Origin of the sequence: Nocardia sp. NPDC057668, from assembly GCF_042799795.1 — a bacterium.
In the GTDB taxonomy this organism is placed as follows: domain Bacteria; phylum Actinomycetota; class Actinomycetes; order Mycobacteriales; family Mycobacteriaceae; genus Nocardia.
Genome location: NZ_JBHVIC010000005.1, coordinates 544,724 through 560,523, shown reverse-complemented (window position 1 = coordinate 560,523; position 15,800 = coordinate 544,724). Strand labels below are relative to the sequence as shown.

Sequence of the window (15,800 nt, the reverse complement as noted above, 5' to 3'; positions counted from 1 at the left end):
GGGCTTCGGCGGGCGTCGCCGGGCCGTCAGCTCGGCGCGGGCGCCAGTCCGGTCAGGAAGCAGGTCAGCGTCTCGATGATGTCGTCGAGTGCGGCCCGCGACGGCGCGGCGCTCCAATTGTGCACCAGCGCCATCAGCGCGCCGACGAATCCCATTGCCGCGGAGGCGTATCCGCCCGGCGGCGTGTAATCCTCGCCGAAGGTGTAGCGCAACTCGGCCTCGGCGAACTGCAGCCAGATCCGGCGCTGATCCACCCGGTGCTGTTCCACGCGCGCGCTGACCCCGATGATCTCCACGAACGAGATCGCCGCGCGGCGCGGATCCTGGCCGAGCGATTCGGCGTAGGCGGTGACCGCGATCCGGGCCCGCGCCGCGATACCGGTCGCGTCGGTCTCGGACAGCGCGGTCACCAGCGCGGTCCGCGCGTCGTCCTGGATCATGTCGTACACCGCGAGCAGCAGGTCCTCGCGATTGTCGAAGTGCTCGTACAGCTGCGCCCGGGCCAGGCCGGCGGTCCGGCAGATAGTCGCGATGGAGCTGTTGGCGTAACCGTCGTCGCCGAACACCACCAGCGCGGCGGCGAGGAATTGCCGCCGTCGGTGGGCCCGGCGATCCTCCACGGCCAGCCCGCCGTAGGTACGCACAGTCGAACTCGTCACCCGACAACCGTAGCCGCCGCCCGCCGCGCCGGGCCCGCGCGCACACTGGAGTGATGGATCCGGTCGCCGCACTGCGTGAGATCGCCTACTACAAGGATCGCGCCCGCGAGGAGTCCCGGCGGGTGATGGCCTATCGCCGGGCCGCCGACATCGTCGAAGGGCTCGACCCCGCGCAGCGCGAGACGCTGGGCCGATCCGGCGGCTGGCAGTCCCTGCCCGGCATCGGGCCCAAGACGGCAGCGGTGATCGCCCAGGCGTGGGCGGGCCGCGACCCGGATCTGCTCGTGGAGCTGCGGGCCACGGCCGGGGACCTGGGCGGCGGCGAGCTACGCGCGGCCCTCAAAGGAGACCTGCACCTGCATTCCAATTGGTCGGACGGCTCGGCGCCGATCGACGAGATGATGTCCGCCGCACAGGCTCTGGGCCACGAGTACTGCGCCCTCACCGATCACTCGCCGCGCCTCACGGTCGCCAACGGCCTGTCCGCGGACCGGCTGCGACGGCAACTCGACGTCATCGACGAACTGCGCGAACGCTTCGCCCCGATGCGCATCCTCACCGGCATCGAGGTCGACATCCTGGACGACGGCTCGCTCGATCAAGACGCCGACCTGCTGTCCCGGCTCGACGTGGTGGTCGCGAGCGTGCACTCCAAACTCCGCATGGAACGCGACGCCATGACCAGGCGCATGGTGCGTGCGGTAGCGGGCGGGCAGGCCCACGTCCTGGGCCACTGCACCGGCCGCCTGGTCGAGGGCGCCCGCGGCACCCGCCCCGAATCGGCCTTCGACCCCGACCAGGTCTTCACCGCCTGCCGCGACCACGGTGTGGCCGTAGAGATCAATTCCCGCCCCGAGCGCCGCGATCCACCGTCCCGCCTGCTACGCCAGGCCCTGGAGATGGGCTGCGACTTCTCGATCGACAGCGACGCCCACGCCCCCGGCCAGCTCGACTTCCTCGGGTACGGCGCCCAGCGCGCCACCGACAACGGTGTGCCCGCCGCCCGCGTCATCAACACCTGGCCGTGGGAAGAGTTGAGCCGCAGGCTGACTCGCGCCGGCTAGCGTCCCCAGCCGCCGCCGGTGGACCCGCCCGTCATCACCTCCGGCCAGCCGGGCGGCGAGCTCACAGCGTGCGGGCGATGATCTCCTTCATGATCTCGTTGGTGCCCGCGTAGATCTTCTGCACCCGGTTGTCCACCCACAGCCGGGAGATCGGGTACTCGGTCATGTAGCCGTATCCGCCGTGCAGTTGCAGGCACTGGTCGATGTTGGCCATGGCCCGTTCGCTGGTCCACCACTTGGCCATGGCCACCGTGGGGATATCGAGTTCACCGCGAATATGACGCTCCACGCAGTCGTCGGTGAACACGCGCATGATCCGTGCCTCGGTGGCCACCTCGGCCAGGGTGAACTTGGTGTTCTGGAAGCCGAACACCGGTTTGCCGAACGCTTCTCGCGCCTTGGTGTACGTGAGGGTCTGCGCCAGTGCGGTTTCCACCGCGACGGTGGAACCCACCGCGATGATCAGCCGCTCCTGGGGCAGCTGCTGCATGAGCTGGATGAAGCCTTCGCCCTCGACCGTGCCCAGCAGGTTGGCCGCGGGCACCCGCACCGCGTCGAAGAACAGCTCGGAGGTGTCCTGCCCGCGCTGGCCGATCTTGTCCAGCACCCGGCCGCGCCGGAAGCCGGGCCGGTCGCCCTCGACCAGTATCAGCGAAATGCCCTGTGCGCCTTCGCCGCCGGTCTTGGCCACGACGATGATCAGATCGGCCTGGCCGCCGTTGGTGATGAAGGTCTTCGCGCCGTCCACGACGTACTCGTCACCGTCGCGCACCGCGCGCGTCTTCACGTTCTGCAGGTCGGAGCCGGTACCGGGTTCGGTCATGGCGATCGCGCCCACCACCTCGCCCGAGGCCAGCCGCGGCAGCCAATGCCGTTTCTGCTCCTCGGTGCCGTAGGCGAGCAGGTAGTGCGCGACGATGCCGCTGTGCAGCGCCGCGCCCCACGAGGAATCGCCGATGCGGGCCTGCTCCTCGATGAGCACGGCCTCGTGCGCGAAAGTGCCACCGCCGCCGCCGTATTCCTCGGGAATCGACATGCACAGCAGACCCAGCGACCCCGCGACCTGCCACAGTTCCCGATCCACGTGGTGCTGGTCGATGAACCGCTCGATGTGCGGGGCGATCTCCTTCTCGCAGAACGAGCGCGCCAGGTCGCGCAGCGCGTCCAGGTCATCGTCCATCCAGCGGGAGCGGTAGGGGGTTGTCACGTGCGGAACTCTCTTCTTCGAGATAGGACGGTTGCCGAAAGGTGGTGCGGGCGCGGCTCAGTGCGCGGTACGGGCGGGCTCGCTGCGGTAGCGCGAGACCGGGCCGTCGATCCCGCAGAGCTTCCACAGCACCCGCGCGACCGGATTCATCAGGCCGAGGCCGTGGGCGAGCATGCGGACGTCGGCGAAGAAGTCACGCAGGTTCTTCCGGGATTCCGGGCTGCTCCAGAAGATCTCGTCCACCACGTGTTTCGGCACGTCGCAGTCCTCGCGGAACTTGCGTGTGGGCACGGCGATGAGATCGCAGATGATGCGCATGGTCGGCGCGAACAGCAGGGACAGCGCGAATTTGCGGATCCGCCCCATCCGCGGCACCGCGTTCTCCAGGTAGTTGTGCGCGAAGCTGATGTGCCGGGCCTCCTCGGCGACGTGGATCGCCATCACCCGCTGGATCATCGGGTGCGTGTCGCGGCCCGCGCGCAGCAGCAGCTTCTGCCCGTGGTCGATGGGCTCCTCCCCGGCCAGCACCATGACGAAGAACCACTCGGGAAAGATCGAGGCCAGGAACGGGACCAGCGGCCCGACGTAGCGCACCCAGGTCCGCATCCCCGGGGTATCCATGCCGATCCGGTTCACCACCTCCTGGAACATCATGGTGTGGTTGCACTCTTCGATGGATTCGTGTGTGCAGTAGCGGAATTCGGGTGAGCCGTTGGGCACCGAGAACACGTACTGCATGAGCCCGCGGATCAGGATGTTCTCGAATTGCAGGCCGACCTTGGCGATATTGGCCTGGCGCCACATGCCGATCTCGATCTGCCGATCCAGCGGCAGCGCGCGGTACCAGGGGTGCGCGCCGAGCGCGTCCTCCGGGGGCATGACCCAGCGTGGGTCATCGTCTCGGACCGCGAAATCCGGGTGGTCCCAGTCGATGTCGAGGTACGGGTCGAAGCGTTTGTGCACGGACCCGTAGGACAGGGTCGCCAGTGTCTCGGTGTAGTGCGCGTCGGACTGCGCGGCTGCGGTCTGCGTCGTGGAATTCATCCCCAGCACTCCTGATCGAATGAACGTGACACGGTGTCGCGATCACGTCGTGACACGACCGTACCCCGGCCGTGTGGCGTCGAACAAGAGTGATCGCGACATCGTGTCGCGAACAGAATGTGCGGCCGGCCGCGAGCGCGCGGCGGCCGGTCAGGCGTCGGTGGTGGTCCGGTCCAGCAGTTCGCGCAGCGGCAGGTGCGGATCGATCTCGACGCCGTGCGCGCGGGCGTGGCCGTCGATCATGTAGCAGATGGAATCGGTGAGCAGCCGGGTCACCTCGGCCGCCGGATACTCCCTGGGGGTGGTCCCCATCCAGCGCGTGATCGCGCCGTCCGCCATGGACACCACGGCGAAGGCGGCGATCTCCACCCCGGGCTCCTGGATGTCGAGCAGCGCCATCGACATGCTGAACAGCGTCGAAACACGTTCCGCGATGGCGGCTTTCGTGCCGGTCACCACCGCGCGCCCGGCCGGGTCATGGCTGCCGGGACCGTGTTCGACCCACTCGTGCAGGCGCGGATGCGCTTCCACCAGCGCCACATACGGCCCGACGATCCCGGAGACGGTGTCGTACAGGCTGTCCGACAGGTCCAGGGTCGGCAGTAGTCGGTCCACATTCGATTCGACCGCGAACTCGCGGGTCTTGGCGTCCAGATCCTTGCGATCGGTGAAGTGCCGGTAGACCACCGACCGCCGGATCCCGGCTCGTTCGGCGATGAGCTGCAGGGGAATCTCGGCCCCGGGCTCGGACTCCTCGATGAGGGCGATCAGGGCCGCCATGATGGCGCGCCGGCGCTCCAGGTTGTGGTCACCCCACCGTCCACCGGGAACGTCCGCGCTTTCCGACACCATCCGCCAAGCATCCCATCCCGGCCGCGTCGGTACCGCCCCCCGGTCGGCGGCGTGGTTGTCGCCCACGTCGCCGCGATCTCGGCGCTCGGCCCCCGACCGTCCCGTCCGGGCCCGAGCGGGGAAGATCGCTGTGCGCGACCCGGTTGCAGGTGTCGTCGTGTTCGGCGGCGCGGTCGTGCCGATGGCCGCCGGCCCGGGCGCGATCCGGGCTCGCCACTAGTCGGAAAGGAGCGGATATGCCGCTCGAGTCCTCCACCCCGGTGCTGTTCCTCAGCGGCGCGGGGCTGCCCGCGTGGATCTGGGACGCGGTGCGCGCCGAGTTGCCGGTGTCATCGGTGGTCGCGGAGCATCCCCGGGGTGGCCGGGCGAGCCTGCGGGAGTACGCCGAGGCCGCGCTGGCTCAGGCCCCGGAGGGGTCTTTCGTCCTGGTCGCGCATTCGGCGGGCGGGGCCGTGGCCGGTGAGATCGTCGCGGCCGCCCCCGATCGGGTTGCGGGGGTGCTCGGGGTCGCCGCCTCGATCCCCGTACCCGGCGGCTCGTTCGTCTCGGCGCTGCCCGTGCCGCAGCGCTATGTCATCGGGCCGATCATGCGCATCGCGGGAACTCGCCCGCCGGAGAAGGCGATTCGCGCCGGCCTCGGCTCCGGGCTGGGGGAGGACGACCTCACCCGCCTCGTTGCCGATTTCACCCCGGAGTCGCAGCGCCTGTACCGGGATCGCCTGTCCCCGCACGCTTTTCCCGAAAGGGCCGGCTACGTGGTGACAACCGCCGACCGCGAGTTCGCCCCCGCCCTGCAACGCCGCTACGCCGCCCGGCTGACCCCCGCCGCTCCCCGCGAGCTGGCGACGGGCCACCTCCCGATGCTGGAGGACCCGAAAGCGCTGACGCGCGTCGTCACCGAGTTCCTCGCGTCGGCCTGATCCGGCGGGCCGTCGCCACGCGACGGCCCGAACGCCGCCGCGCCCGCTCGTGTAGGCGGCGGGAAATCCCGGCGGTGTGCCGGCCGCGCCGACCGAACGGGCTCCTCGCGACGTGCGTGCCCGAGTCGGCCTACGAATCCGGCTGCGTACCAGCACACTTCGAGGTCGGCCGGTACCTCGCGGGAGTCGATCCCGTCGGTGGCCTGAATTTTCGCGACGGCCGACGACTCCCGAGCGTCAGTGCGCGAGCGCCACGGGTAGCGCGCCCGACTCGGCCAGTGCCTGCTGCCGGTCGTAGTTGTCTCGCGCCGCGGCGATCTGGTTCTGATGCGCCTCGGTCCAGGTGACCAGCGCCTTGATGGTCGTGTGCAGGCTCGCGCCGAGCGGGGTCAGCGCGTAGTCCACGCGCGGGGGGACCGTCGGGTAGACCGTGCGCTCCACCAGGCCGTCGCGTTCGAGCTGGCGCAGGGTGCGGCTCAACATGCGCTGGCTCACCCCGTCGATCTTGTACTTGAGTTCGCTGAAGCGCAGGGTCCGCTCCTCGAGGAGCGCGATCACCAGGAGCGACCATTTGTCGGCGACGCGGTCCAGAATCTGGCGCACCTCGCAGTCGTTGCGCGCGTCCCAGTGCACCGCGTACAGGTCAGGGTCGGTATCCCCGCAGTCACCGGGTGACTTGAATGTGCCGTCTTCCATGAGATCGAATCTTGCCCGAAACTTCCCTTGGTAACAAGAAGTAACCGACCCCACGCTGGGGAACCGTTGATCAAGGGAGTTGCACGATGTTGCAATCCAGGCCGCCCGCGGTCTTCACCGACATGTCCGCCCGTGCGTGGGCGGTACTCGCCGTCCTGAGCGGGGCCATCTTCCTCGAGGGCATCGACGTCGCGATGCTCAACGTCGCGCTGCCGTCCATTCGCGCCGATCTGGGCCTGTCCACCGGCATGCTCAGCGGCGTCGTCTCCGCCTATGTGCTGGGCTACGGCGGGTTCATGCTGCTGGGCGGCCGCGCCGCGGATCTGTTCGGTCGCCGGCGCGTATTCCTGTTCTGGCTCACGGTATTCGTGGTGTTCTCCGGTCTCGGCGGTTTCGCGACCGAGGGCTGGATGCTGCTGACCGCCCGTTTCGTCACCGGTGTCGCCGCGGCGTTCATGGCGCCGGCCGGGCTCTCGCTGATCACCACCAATTTCGCGGAGGGGCCGGTGCGCAACCGCGCGCTGCTGGTCTACGCGGGAGTTGGTGCGGGCGGCTTCTCGCTCGGAATGGTGGTCGGCGGCGTGCTCACCACCTTCGGCTGGCGCTGGGTCTTCTTCGCGCCGGTGGTGCTCTCGGCGCTGATCCTGGTGGCCGCGCTCGCCCTGGTACGCGACGCCGAGGGACCGCGGTCCGAGCGCGGCACGGTCGATGTGGTGGGCGCGATCTCGGTGACCGGCGCGATGATGCTGCTGGTGTACGGCGTCGTCCGGCTCGAACACCCGGGTGAGGGTCCCGCACTGACAGCGGCGGTGTTCGCCGCGGGTCTGGCGCTGCTCGGACTCTTCGTGCTCACCGAGCGGCGCGTGGCCGATCCGCTGGTGCGCCTCGGCATCCTGCGCAATCCGAACCTGGTGCGCACCAACGTGATCGCCCTGCTGTTCATCGGCTCCTTCGCCGGCTTCCAGTTCCTGGCGGCGCTGTACTTCCAGGAGTTGCGCGGCTGGAGCACCATGGAGACCGGTTTGGCCATGGCTGTGATCGGCATCGACGCGATTCTCGCGCCGCTGCTCACCCCGAAACTGGTGGAACGCTTCGGCAACGGCCGGGTGGTCTTCGGCGGCGTCGTCATCGCCGCGGTGGCCTACCTGCTCCTGCTGCCCATGGGCCTGGACACCGCCTACACCGCGATTCTGCCCGCGCTCATCCTGCTCGGCATCTCCTTCGCCCTGGTCTACGGCCCGCTGACCATCGCGGGTACGGACGGCATCGACGAGCGCGAGCACGGCCTGGCGGGCGGGCTGCTCTACACCGCCTTCCAATTCGGCTTCGCCCTGGGCGTTTCCGCGGTCACCGCGGTGCACGTGGCCGCCCTCGCCTCCGGCGCGAGCGGAATGGACGCGATCCGCACTGCCCTGTTCGTCCCGGTGATCGCCGTGGTCCTCGCCGGCCTGCTCGGCGCCTTCGGCCTGCGCCGCGGCGCCGGCTCCACGGCAGCCGAGCCCGCCGAGATCCCCGCCACCGCCACGGCCTGACCGCTGTTCGATTCGAGAGGAAGATCGACATGACCGCCAAGACAACGGCTTTCGCCGATATCGAGACCCAGTTCGACGACTACATCGGCGAAACCGTCTATGCCCACATGGTGACCGTGGATCGCAAGAACCGCCCTCGCGCCCGGGTGCTCATCCCGGTGTGGGAGACGGTGGACGGCAACCCCGTCGGCTGGCTCGCCACCTACCGCACCCCCGTCAAGGAGGCGCACCTGGCGAACAACCCGAACACCACGTTCTCCTACTGGAATCGCAAACAGAACTCGGTGCACATCGACGCTACCGCCGACTGGATTCCCTTGGAGGACTTGACCACTCGTCAGCACGTCTGGAATCTGTACCTGAACACCAGCCCCCGGGGCGCGGGCTATCCGCTGAGCAATTTCTGGACCGGCATCGAAGATCCGAAGCTGCACATGCTGAAGCTCGACCCCTGGCGCATCCAGGTGATTCGCGGCCGGGACCTGCGCAGCACGCTCTGGCAGGCCCCCGCCGAGGTGGCCGTCCGCTGAGCCCCCCGTGTCACGGTCAGCCGAAAGGCCCGGCCCCGCAACCTATTCGGTGCGGCTCCGGGCCTTTCCCGTGTGAACGGCGGGAATCCGCCGCTCGGTCGGCACGTCGGCGAATCCGCCGGCCCACACGCCGATTCGGCTCCACGGTTCATCCGGCGACGGGATTCGCACGGCCCACTCGGGTGGCCCGGCCGGGGCGGCGGCCCGCTGGGCCTGCATGGCACTGCCAAGCGAAAGATGCTGTACCGCAACCGATTCAATCCGGATCCGGGCCTCCCGTGTGGGCGAAGCGGTGTCCGGTGGTCGGGTTCGACACCGCACCCGCCGAGTGGGCGCCGCAGCGCTTCGGGTCAGGCGGCGCGGCGCCGGCGGCGACCCTCGCCGAGCTGCCCGGCCAGCCAGGGCACGGCCACCCGCGTATGTGCCGGGCCCGCGGTCAGGTGTTCCAGCCCGCGGAAACCCCGGAAGGTGACATCTACCCCGAGCCGGGTCCAATCGTCGCGCAGCACGGGGGCCTGCGCGTAGCCGAGCACCTGGTCCCGCTGCCCGTGGGTGAGCAGTACCGGCGCGGCCGGTGCGATCCCGCCGAGCCGGTTCTCCCGGAACCGCGCCAGCCAGTCCGGGTGAGCCATCAGATCCTCGGTCAGATACCGGTGCCGGTCGAAGCGGAACGGCAGCCCGGTCAGGATCTGGGTGACGATGTGCGTATCCGCCAGGCGCGCGGCCATTTTCCGCCCGGCCGGGGTGAGGTAGCCGTCGAGGTCCAGCTCCGGATACGCGACGTCCATCCCGAGCGCGGTGTACGCGAGCAGCCAGGCGAACCGTCCGCCGTCGAGGAACTCGCCCTGGAATTCCAGATCCGCGGCCACCCCGCCGAGCGCGGCCGCGGCCAGCGGGATGTCGGGCGCGTAGGTGGGCTGGAGCTGTGCGGCCCAGCCCGCCGCGGTCCCGCCTTCGGAATAGCCGAACAGCGCCGCCGGTCCCTCCGGCGGCAGCGCGGCCGCCTCCAGCTGCCGCGCGGCGCGCATGCTGTCGAGCACCGCCGGCCCCAGCGCGCGCCCGACGATGTAGGGGTGCCGCCCCGAAGCGCCGAGTCCCGGATAGTCGGTGAGGGCGACGGCCCATCCCCGCCGCAGCAGCGCCATGATCAGCGCCGTCTCGTACTCGAGCCCGGTGAGCAGTTGCAGTGACGGCGCGCAATGGGCTCCGTGTCCCTGTGTGCCGATCGCGTAACCGATCAGCGGCCGCTGCCCCGGATACGGCCGGCGCGGCACCAGCACCGTCCCGGAGACGTCGACGGGCGCGCCCAGCGCGGTGGTGCTGGTGTACAGCACGCGCCACGCGTGCGCCCGCAGGGCGATGCCCGGCAGCAGCCGCGCGATCATGGGCTCGGCGCGCACCAGGGTTCCGGGCGGCCCCGCCGCCACCCCGCCCGCCGCCGGACGGTAGAAGTCGCGGTGACGCAGGGCAGCCGCGCGCAGCGGCGTGGTCGGCCGCCGCATCAGCGCGCCTCGGACGGCTGATCGTGCCCGCTCAGCACATCGGTGATGGTCGAGCATCTCATCGTGCGGCCTCCGTCAGCTGATCGGCGGGTTCGGGCAGGGCGGCGGCGATCCAGCCGCGCAGGTCCTCGCCACCGTACGACGCGATGGCGAGCAACGCCGTCCGGTGCTCGTCCGTGCCGGCCGCCGCAGCCAGCTTTTCGACCGTCTCTCGTTCGGCCAGTGCCGGATGCTGGGCGAGGCTGGTGAGGACCGAATCATCAAGTGCGGCAAGGCAGGTGAGCAGCTCGACCTGTGCGCCAGCGGCGTGCGCGGCGGTGAACAGGATGCCGGTCGCGACATCGGGTCCGCCGAACAGCGTGTCGCACAGCTCACGCCCGATGGCGGAGTCCAGCCGGGCGAGCACGGACAGCCCGGCCAGCGCCGTCGCCGTGTCGCCGGAGGTCGCCGCGCGCAGAATCCGGTCGCGGCGTCCGGGCGGCAGCAGCCGGATCACGTGCGCGAGCCGCTCGGCGGACGAGCCGAGCGCGGCCGTGTGCAGCAGCCCGGCGTCGTCGTCGATGCCGCGCTCGAAGTCCGCGATCAGCTCGTCGGGTGCGTGGTCGAGAAAGCTCGCGGCGGTCACGTAGTCCCGCCGGGCGAGCAGTTCGTTCGCGGCCGGAATGAGCACCGCGGCCGGGATGCGCGGTGCGAGGACCGCGATGGCGCGCGGATCCAGGAACGGCGCGGCATCGGCCATATAGGTCGTGGTCAGCGCGCCGAGCAGCCCCGCCGCGCGATCGGGGTGGTCGATGCCGATCGCGCCGCCCGCGCGACCGGCGACCTCCGGCGGCACCGCCTTGAGCGCCACCTTGGCGGCCAGCGCGTTCGGAATCAACGGGGCCAGCTTCGACACCCGCGCGAAGGTGTCGGCGTGCGCGTCGTACAGCAGCGCCGAAATCCGTTCGCGCAGTGCGCGAATGTCGTCCGCGCCCAGCCGGGCCAGCGATTCCAGCTCGGCCGCCGGGGCGGCCACGGTCTGGGCCAGCAGGTCGAGCTGGCCACGGGTCACCAGGTCGGTCATCGTGCTCACTTTCCGAACAGAATCGAGCGGGCGGGCCTGCGCAGCAGCGCGGGCAGCACCCCCAGGGCCGAATCCATCGCCTGGAACAGGCTTTCGTGCTGATCGGTCCGGGCCTGCCGCAGGTGGCGCAGCAGGAGTTCGGCCTCCCGGTCGGTGAGCGCGTCCAGTACGGTGCGCGGCTCACCCCCGAGTTCGGTGTACAGCTCGGCCCTGGGGTCCGTCATTCGGGCGATGCTCCTGTCGGGTTGATCGCACGGCGGTGCGATGAATGATGCTCGGGCAATGCGGTTCTCGCTCAGGCCGTGCGGGACAACCGCGGCCCGGCGAGCATGCGGTCGACGAAACCGGCGATCTCGCCGAGCGCGCGGGTGGCCTCCGGGACGAAACCGGATGCCGCCTGGAACACGTGCACCTGACCGGGCCAGGTCTGCAGTTCGGTGTGCACACCGTGGGCGCCGAGACGCTCGGCGAGCAGAACCGCGTCGGGATAGACCATTTCGTCGCGGCTGGCCTGAATCAGCGTCGGCGGCAACCCGGTCAGGTCGCAATGCGCGGGTGACTCCAGCGCCGTGTCGCGAACGGCCGCGCGCACGAACTCGCCGAAGATCGGCACCATGGCGGAGGGGAACACCGCGCAGGTGGCCGCCGACGGCGCTGCCAGTTTGGCGGTGAAATCCCAGTCCGCCAGGGGTGCCATGGCCACCAGCGCGGCGGGCGCGGGCAGCCCTCGGCGCTTGATCTCGATGGCGGTCATCATGGTCAGATAGCCGCCCGCGGAATCGCCCATCACCACGATTTCCGCGGGGTCCGCTCCCGAATCCAGGGCGTGCCGGTACGCGTCGACGCAGTCCGAGACCGCGTCGGCGATGGTGTGCCGGGGCAGTTTCCGGTACTGCCCGCTCAGCATCTGCGCGCCGAGCAGCGTCGCCAGGCGACCGACCATGTGCCGATGCAGTTGACGACCCCCGACCAGGAACGCGCCACCGTGCGCGTAGATGACGAACCGCCCGCCCACGCGTCGCGCCGGGGTGGTCAGCGTTGCGGAACAGTGCGGGAGCGAACGGATTTCGCGTTTCACCCCGCGCACCGGCGGCAGCACACGGCCGAGCTGATCGACAGCCGGGTAGGGCCAGCGCCGCTGTGGACCGCGCGACCACACGTTGATGACGGGTTTGACGGTGCCGCGCACGAACGCGTGCACCATCCGACCCTGTCGACTCACCCCGTCGAAATCGGTGCGCGCGAACGCCGCTGGCGCGGCCATGAATTCGGAGCCCATGCCCCTGCCTCCCTCTGCTGCGAAACGGCGGCGCGCCGGTGCGCCGTCGTCGCGGTTCCGCCGCGGATGCGCCGCCGGCGGGACCGGGGCCGGTGTCGGCAGGAGGCGCCCGGCCGGTGCCCGGATAGTCTCCGGGCACCGGTGGACACGACCTGTCGCCGCGGCCGAATCATCAGTATTGGCAGTCCAGGACGGGCGCGTCACTGCACCGAGAGGAGAAAGCGCGCGGGCCGATTAGTCTCCGGAAACAAGGCGCTCGACGGGTGTATTGTCCACGCGCGCAGGGCTCTCCGCCGGATAGAGCCGGTGGATGATCAAGGCCGCGGCGATCAATCGGGAGCCCCCGGGATCGGCCGGATCGATGCCGGTCAGCTCGGCCACGCGGCGCAAACGGTAGCTGAAGGTGTTGGGATGCACGTGCACTTCCGCCGCCGCCGCTTTGCGATCGGCGCCGAATCGGATGTGGGCGTCCAGCGATTCCAGCAGATGCGGATGATCGAGCAGCGGCGCGATGCGGTCGGCGAGCCGGTCCCGGGCGGGGCCGGGCCGCGTCAACTGGAATTCCAGCAGTAGATCGTCCAATTCGTAGACCCCGCCCGGGCGTTCCAGCATGGCGGCCAGCTCCGCGAGCTCGGCGGCCTGCCGCGCGGGTTCGGGCAGTTCGGCGGTGGCGACGCGGGGCCACGGTACGAGCAGCACCGCGGTCCCGAGTTGCTGGGTGAGCATCGTGGCCAGCCGCAGGTACCTGGCCCGGACGCCGTCGGAACGGACCGGCAGCAGGGCGATACCGGAGCTGCCGTCGAAGGTGTGCAGCGCGCTGGTGCCCACGAGATCGTCGAGCGCGTTCTGCACCAGGCGCAGCCGGCGGCGGGCCATGGCGTGCCCGGCGAGCGGTTCGGCGTGGGCCGCCGAGCGGACGCGGATGGCGAGCACGTCGTACTCCGCGGCGGGGGTCAGGTCCGCGCTGACGGCGAGCTCGCCGACGTCCGCACCCCGCAGCAGTGCCGCGCACAGTGCCCGCCGGGCGTCGCGTTCGATGCCCGTGAACGACTGCTCGACCGCCAGGTAGTCGTCGGCCATGGCCAGGGTGAGATTGTTCAGCAGGTCGAACAGCGTGAGTGAGAACGCGACCAGGTCCGGAAGATCCTCGGGCTCGGCCAGTTCCAGCGCCATGGTCCACAGCCGGCGCGCGCCGCCGAAGAAGGCGTCGATGAGCGCGCGCACCGGAATGCGCTCTTCGACGTGGCGCTGGATCACCGGTGTCATGTGGTCCGAGATCTCGGCGACGCTGAAGGGACGCTGTTCCTGTAGCGAGTGCAGAAATCCGGTCATGGTCGCCACGATGGCGGGCAGCACGTGGGGGGTGAAGTGATCGTCCGGAAGTTCGGCCACCTCCGGCATGGTGGCCAGTGATGCCCCGAACAGTTCCTCCGCCACGGTGGGCAGCAGCGCGGTGAAACGCTGGAAGAGGGCGGAGTCGAGATCGAGCTCGGGGCGTACGGCGACCATCGCCAAATTGTCACCGGCGACAGAGTTTGCGGCAAGTTTCCTGAAGAACATCGTCGCTGGACAGTTGTCTTGCACTCGGGAGACAAAAACCGATCGGGATCTTCTGCGATCCGTGCAGTGACACTCCTCACGCGCCCGCCCTAGATTCGAACACCGGTCCGGATTTTTCGGGCCGTCGCATTCGGGCCAGGGGAAGGATGCCGCAGGGTGGTAGTCGAGGTCGGCGCGGGGGAGATTCGGAATGCCGGGGCCTCGAGTCCGCGAACCATGAGATCGGTGGTTCGCCAGAATTTCGCTGAAACGGTTGTGGACGCGATTCGCACCTTCGGTCGAGCCGTCGGAATGGCCGAGGAGTCGATCACTGTCGCGTTCGGCGATATGGCGCGCAACCGATTCCAGTGGCGCGAGACGATCATTCAGGCCTGGCGGCTGATCACCGTGACCGCGCTGCCCGGATTGCTGATGGCGATTCCCTTCGGTGTCATCGTCTCGGTGCAGGTCGGCAATCTGATCCACACGCTCGGTGCGGATTCGCTGCTCGGCGCGACCGGCGGCCTCGGCGTGATCAAACAGGGCGCGCCCATGGCCACCGGCTTCCTGCTCGGCGGCGCGGGCGCGGCGGCCATCGCCGCGGATCTGGGTGCGCGCACCATCCGCGAGGAGATCGACGCGCTGAAAACCATGGGCATCAACCCGATTCAGCGTCTGGTCGTGCCCCGCATGGCGGCCATGCTGCTGGTCGCGCCGCTGCTCAACATCCTGATCATCTTCATCGGCGTGCTCGCCGGATACGTCGTGGCCATCGGCGGGCAGGGCGTCACCCCGGGCAGCTACTGGGCGACCTTCGGCTCGTTCACCACCACCGCCGACGTCTGGGTCTCGCTGACCAAGGCGCTGGTCTTCGGCTTCCTGGTGGTGATCGTGGCCTGCCAGCGCGGGCTCGAGGCCCGGGGCGGACCCCGGGGCGTGGCCGACGCGGTCAACGCCGCGGTGGTGCTGTCCGTTGTCTCCATCGTGGTGGTGAACCTCGCCATCACCCAGCTCACCGCGATGTTCCTGCCGACCAGGCTCGCGTGATGGCCGCGCCGTACAAGCCGCGCGCGCTGGCCTGGACCTACCGGCTGCCCGGCCCGCGCGGTGTGCTGCGCCCGTTCGAATCGCTGGGCTTCGCGGCGGGCTTCACCTGGCAGGTGCTCTCCGCTGTTCCCTTGGCGCTCATGCACTATCGCGCCGAGACGCTGCGGGCGATCACCAATATGACCTGGGGCCGCGGCTCGGTGATCGTGGGCGGCGGGACCGTGCCCATGATGATCGTGCTCGGGCTGGCCATGGGCGCCTCGGTCGGCGTGGAGTCCTTCGCGACGCTGAACATGCTGGGCCTCGGGCCGGTGACCGGCGTGGTCTCGGCCTTCGCGACCACCCGCGAACTCGCCCCCATCGCCGCCGCGATCGGATTCGCCGCCCAGGCCGGGTGCCGCATGACCGCCGAGATCGGTTCCATGCGCATCTCGGAGGAGATCGACGCGCTGGAATCGCTCGGCCTGCGGTCGGTGCCCTTCGTGGTGACGACCCGGGTGATCGCCGGGGTGGTCGCCATCGTGCCGACCTTCCTGGTCGCCCTCGTGCTGAGCTACCTCGCCTGCCGGGGGCTGATCACCCTGGTGCACGGGCAGCCCGCCGGCGTCTACGACCACTACTTCTTTCAGTTCATCTCCGGATTCGACATGCTCGCGGCGGTCGCCAAGGTCGCCATCTTCAGCACCGCCGTCATTCTGATCCATTGCTATCAGGGGTTTTTCGCCGTCGGCGGCCCGGAAGGCGTCGGCATCGCCTCGGGCCGGGCGGTCCGCGCGAGCTTCGTCGCCATCATCGCGATCGACATGGTGCTCTCCATCGCGCTGTGGGGATTCAACGCGGCCATCAGTTTCACGGGATAGGGATAT

The 15,800-nt window shown here is 69.8% G+C and carries 16 protein-coding genes; 6 read left to right on the top strand and 10 right to left on the bottom strand.

What is annotated here, in order from left to right; genetic code table 11:
- Nucleotides 1–26: 26 nt before the first annotated feature.
- The gene (locus ACFVBH_RS29890) at nucleotides 27–659 is read right to left on the bottom strand and encodes a TetR/AcrR family transcriptional regulator (protein ID WP_379006669.1); all 633 of its coding nucleotides are present in this window, start codon (nucleotides 657–659) and stop codon (nucleotides 27–29) included.
- Between the two features lie 53 nt (nucleotides 660–712).
- Here ACFVBH_RS29890 and ACFVBH_RS29885 point away from each other — a divergent pair, with 53 nt between their 5' ends.
- The gene (locus ACFVBH_RS29885) at nucleotides 713–1,723 is read left to right on the top strand and encodes a PHP domain-containing protein (protein WP_379006666.1); all 1,011 of its coding nucleotides are present in this window, start codon (nucleotides 713–715) and stop codon (nucleotides 1,721–1,723) included.
- Between the two features lie 61 nt (nucleotides 1,724–1,784).
- Here the strand turns inward: ACFVBH_RS29885 and ACFVBH_RS29880 are convergent, their stop codons facing one another.
- The 3 genes from ACFVBH_RS29880 to ACFVBH_RS29870 form a co-directional block, all read right to left on the bottom strand.
- A complete protein-coding gene (locus tag ACFVBH_RS29880; RefSeq protein WP_379006950.1) occupies nucleotides 1,785–2,903 on the bottom strand; it encodes an acyl-CoA dehydrogenase family protein in 1,119 nt (372 codons plus the stop codon).
- Nucleotides 2,904–2,987: 84 nt separating this feature from the next.
- On the bottom strand, nucleotides 2,988–3,974 hold the full coding sequence (locus ACFVBH_RS29875; RefSeq protein WP_379006663.1) for a diiron oxygenase: 987 nt from the start codon (nucleotides 3,972–3,974) through the stop codon (nucleotides 2,988–2,990).
- A gap of 150 nt (nucleotides 3,975–4,124) precedes the next feature.
- Nucleotides 4,125–4,826 carry a TetR/AcrR family transcriptional regulator gene (locus ACFVBH_RS29870; protein WP_379006660.1) on the bottom strand — a complete coding sequence of 234 codons (702 nt, stop codon included), beginning with the start codon at nucleotides 4,824–4,826 and terminating at the stop codon, nucleotides 4,125–4,127.
- Between the two features lie 236 nt (nucleotides 4,827–5,062).
- Here ACFVBH_RS29870 and ACFVBH_RS29865 point away from each other — a divergent pair, with 236 nt between their 5' ends.
- Entirely contained in the window at nucleotides 5,063–5,746 is a 684-nt protein-coding gene (locus ACFVBH_RS29865) for an alpha/beta fold hydrolase (protein WP_379006658.1), read from the top strand.
- Between the two features lie 237 nt (nucleotides 5,747–5,983).
- Here the strand turns inward: ACFVBH_RS29865 and ACFVBH_RS29860 are convergent, their stop codons facing one another.
- A complete protein-coding gene (locus ACFVBH_RS29860) occupies nucleotides 5,984–6,442 on the bottom strand; it encodes a winged helix-turn-helix transcriptional regulator (protein WP_379006655.1) in 459 nt (152 codons plus the stop codon).
- A gap of 86 nt (nucleotides 6,443–6,528) precedes the next feature.
- On the opposite strand from ACFVBH_RS29860, the gene ACFVBH_RS29855 reads away from it, so the two are divergent.
- Both ACFVBH_RS29855 and ACFVBH_RS29850 read left to right on the top strand, forming a co-directional pair.
- Complete coding sequence (locus ACFVBH_RS29855; RefSeq protein ID WP_379006653.1) at nucleotides 6,529–7,974, top strand: MFS transporter; 1,446 nt, start codon at nucleotides 6,529–6,531, stop codon at nucleotides 7,972–7,974.
- A gap of 29 nt (nucleotides 7,975–8,003) precedes the next feature.
- Nucleotides 8,004–8,504 (top strand): pyridoxamine 5'-phosphate oxidase family protein, encoded by a 501-nt coding sequence (locus ACFVBH_RS29850; RefSeq protein ID WP_354984505.1) that lies wholly within the window; start codon nucleotides 8,004–8,006, stop codon nucleotides 8,502–8,504.
- A gap of 350 nt (nucleotides 8,505–8,854) precedes the next feature.
- Here ACFVBH_RS29850 and ACFVBH_RS29845 read toward each other — a convergent pair whose 3' ends face one another.
- The 5 genes from ACFVBH_RS29845 to ACFVBH_RS29825 all read right to left on the bottom strand — a co-directional run bounded on the left by ACFVBH_RS29845 (nucleotide 8,855) and on the right by ACFVBH_RS29825 (nucleotide 13,857).
- Complete coding sequence (locus ACFVBH_RS29845; protein WP_379006650.1) at nucleotides 8,855–10,006, bottom strand: lipase family protein; 1,152 nt, start codon at nucleotides 10,004–10,006, stop codon at nucleotides 8,855–8,857.
- A 58-nt stretch (nucleotides 10,007–10,064) separates the two neighbouring features.
- Nucleotides 10,065–11,069, bottom strand: coding sequence for a hypothetical protein (locus ACFVBH_RS29840; protein WP_379006648.1), 1,005 nt, complete (start codon nucleotides 11,067–11,069; stop codon nucleotides 10,065–10,067).
- Between the two features lie 5 nt (nucleotides 11,070–11,074).
- Entirely contained in the window at nucleotides 11,075–11,293 is a 219-nt protein-coding gene (locus ACFVBH_RS29835; RefSeq protein ID WP_354984508.1) for a hypothetical protein, read from the bottom strand.
- A 71-nt stretch (nucleotides 11,294–11,364) separates the two neighbouring features.
- Nucleotides 11,365–12,348 carry an alpha/beta hydrolase gene (locus tag ACFVBH_RS29830; RefSeq protein ID WP_379006646.1) on the bottom strand — a complete coding sequence of 328 codons (984 nt, stop codon included), beginning with the start codon at nucleotides 12,346–12,348 and terminating at the stop codon, nucleotides 11,365–11,367.
- 234 nt (nucleotides 12,349–12,582) lie between these two features.
- Nucleotides 12,583–13,857, bottom strand: a complete 1,275-nt coding sequence (locus tag ACFVBH_RS29825; protein WP_379006643.1) for a PucR family transcriptional regulator — start codon at nucleotides 13,855–13,857, stop codon at nucleotides 12,583–12,585.
- A gap of 267 nt (nucleotides 13,858–14,124) precedes the next feature.
- Between ACFVBH_RS29825 and ACFVBH_RS29820 the strand changes: the two genes are divergently transcribed.
- Together ACFVBH_RS29820 and ACFVBH_RS29815 are read left to right on the top strand one after the other, a co-directional pair.
- Nucleotides 14,125–14,934 carry an MlaE family ABC transporter permease gene (locus ACFVBH_RS29820; RefSeq protein ID WP_379006641.1) on the top strand — a complete coding sequence of 270 codons (810 nt, stop codon included), beginning with the start codon at nucleotides 14,125–14,127 and terminating at the stop codon, nucleotides 14,932–14,934.
- On the top strand, nucleotides 14,934–15,794 hold the full coding sequence (locus ACFVBH_RS29815) for an ABC transporter permease (protein ID WP_354984512.1): 861 nt from the start codon (nucleotides 14,934–14,936) through the stop codon (nucleotides 15,792–15,794). Before ACFVBH_RS29820 ends, ACFVBH_RS29815 begins: the two co-directional genes overlap by 1 nt.
- Nucleotides 15,795–15,800 lie beyond the last annotated feature (6 nt).

Bases quoted from the DNA above. Each gene is read 5' to 3' on its own strand.
- ACFVBH_RS29885 (WP_379006666.1), top strand. From the start codon at position 713: ATGGATCCGGTCGCCGCACTGCGTGAGATCGCCTACTACAAGGATCGC.
- ACFVBH_RS29880 (WP_379006950.1), bottom strand. From the start codon at position 2,903: ATGGACGATGACCTGGACGCGCTGCGCGACCTGGCGCGCTCGTTCTGC.
- ACFVBH_RS29875 (WP_379006663.1), bottom strand. From the start codon at position 3,974: ATGAATTCCACGACGCAGACCGCAGCCGCGCAGTCCGACGCGCACTAC.
- ACFVBH_RS29870 (WP_379006660.1), bottom strand. From the start codon at position 4,826: ATGGTGTCGGAAAGCGCGGACGTTCCCGGTGGACGGTGGGGTGACCAC.
- ACFVBH_RS29865 (WP_379006658.1), top strand. From the start codon at position 5,063: ATGCCGCTCGAGTCCTCCACCCCGGTGCTGTTCCTCAGCGGCGCGGGG.
- ACFVBH_RS29860 (WP_379006655.1), bottom strand. From the start codon at position 6,442: ATGGAAGACGGCACATTCAAGTCACCCGGTGACTGCGGGGATACCGAC.
- ACFVBH_RS29855 (WP_379006653.1), top strand. From the start codon at position 6,529: ATGTTGCAATCCAGGCCGCCCGCGGTCTTCACCGACATGTCCGCCCGT.
- ACFVBH_RS29850 (WP_354984505.1), top strand. From the start codon at position 8,004: ATGACCGCCAAGACAACGGCTTTCGCCGATATCGAGACCCAGTTCGAC.
- ACFVBH_RS29845 (WP_379006650.1), bottom strand. From the start codon at position 10,006: ATGCGGCGGCCGACCACGCCGCTGCGCGCGGCTGCCCTGCGTCACCGC.
- ACFVBH_RS29840 (WP_379006648.1), bottom strand. From the start codon at position 11,069: ATGACCGACCTGGTGACCCGTGGCCAGCTCGACCTGCTGGCCCAGACC.
- ACFVBH_RS29835 (WP_354984508.1), bottom strand. From the start codon at position 11,293: ATGACGGACCCCAGGGCCGAGCTGTACACCGAACTCGGGGGTGAGCCG.
- ACFVBH_RS29830 (WP_379006646.1), bottom strand. From the start codon at position 12,348: ATGGGCTCCGAATTCATGGCCGCGCCAGCGGCGTTCGCGCGCACCGAT.
- ACFVBH_RS29825 (WP_379006643.1), bottom strand. From the start codon at position 13,857: ATGGTCGCCGTACGCCCCGAGCTCGATCTCGACTCCGCCCTCTTCCAG.
- ACFVBH_RS29820 (WP_379006641.1), top strand. From the start codon at position 14,125: ATGAGATCGGTGGTTCGCCAGAATTTCGCTGAAACGGTTGTGGACGCG.
- ACFVBH_RS29815 (WP_354984512.1), top strand. From the start codon at position 14,934: ATGGCCGCGCCGTACAAGCCGCGCGCGCTGGCCTGGACCTACCGGCTG.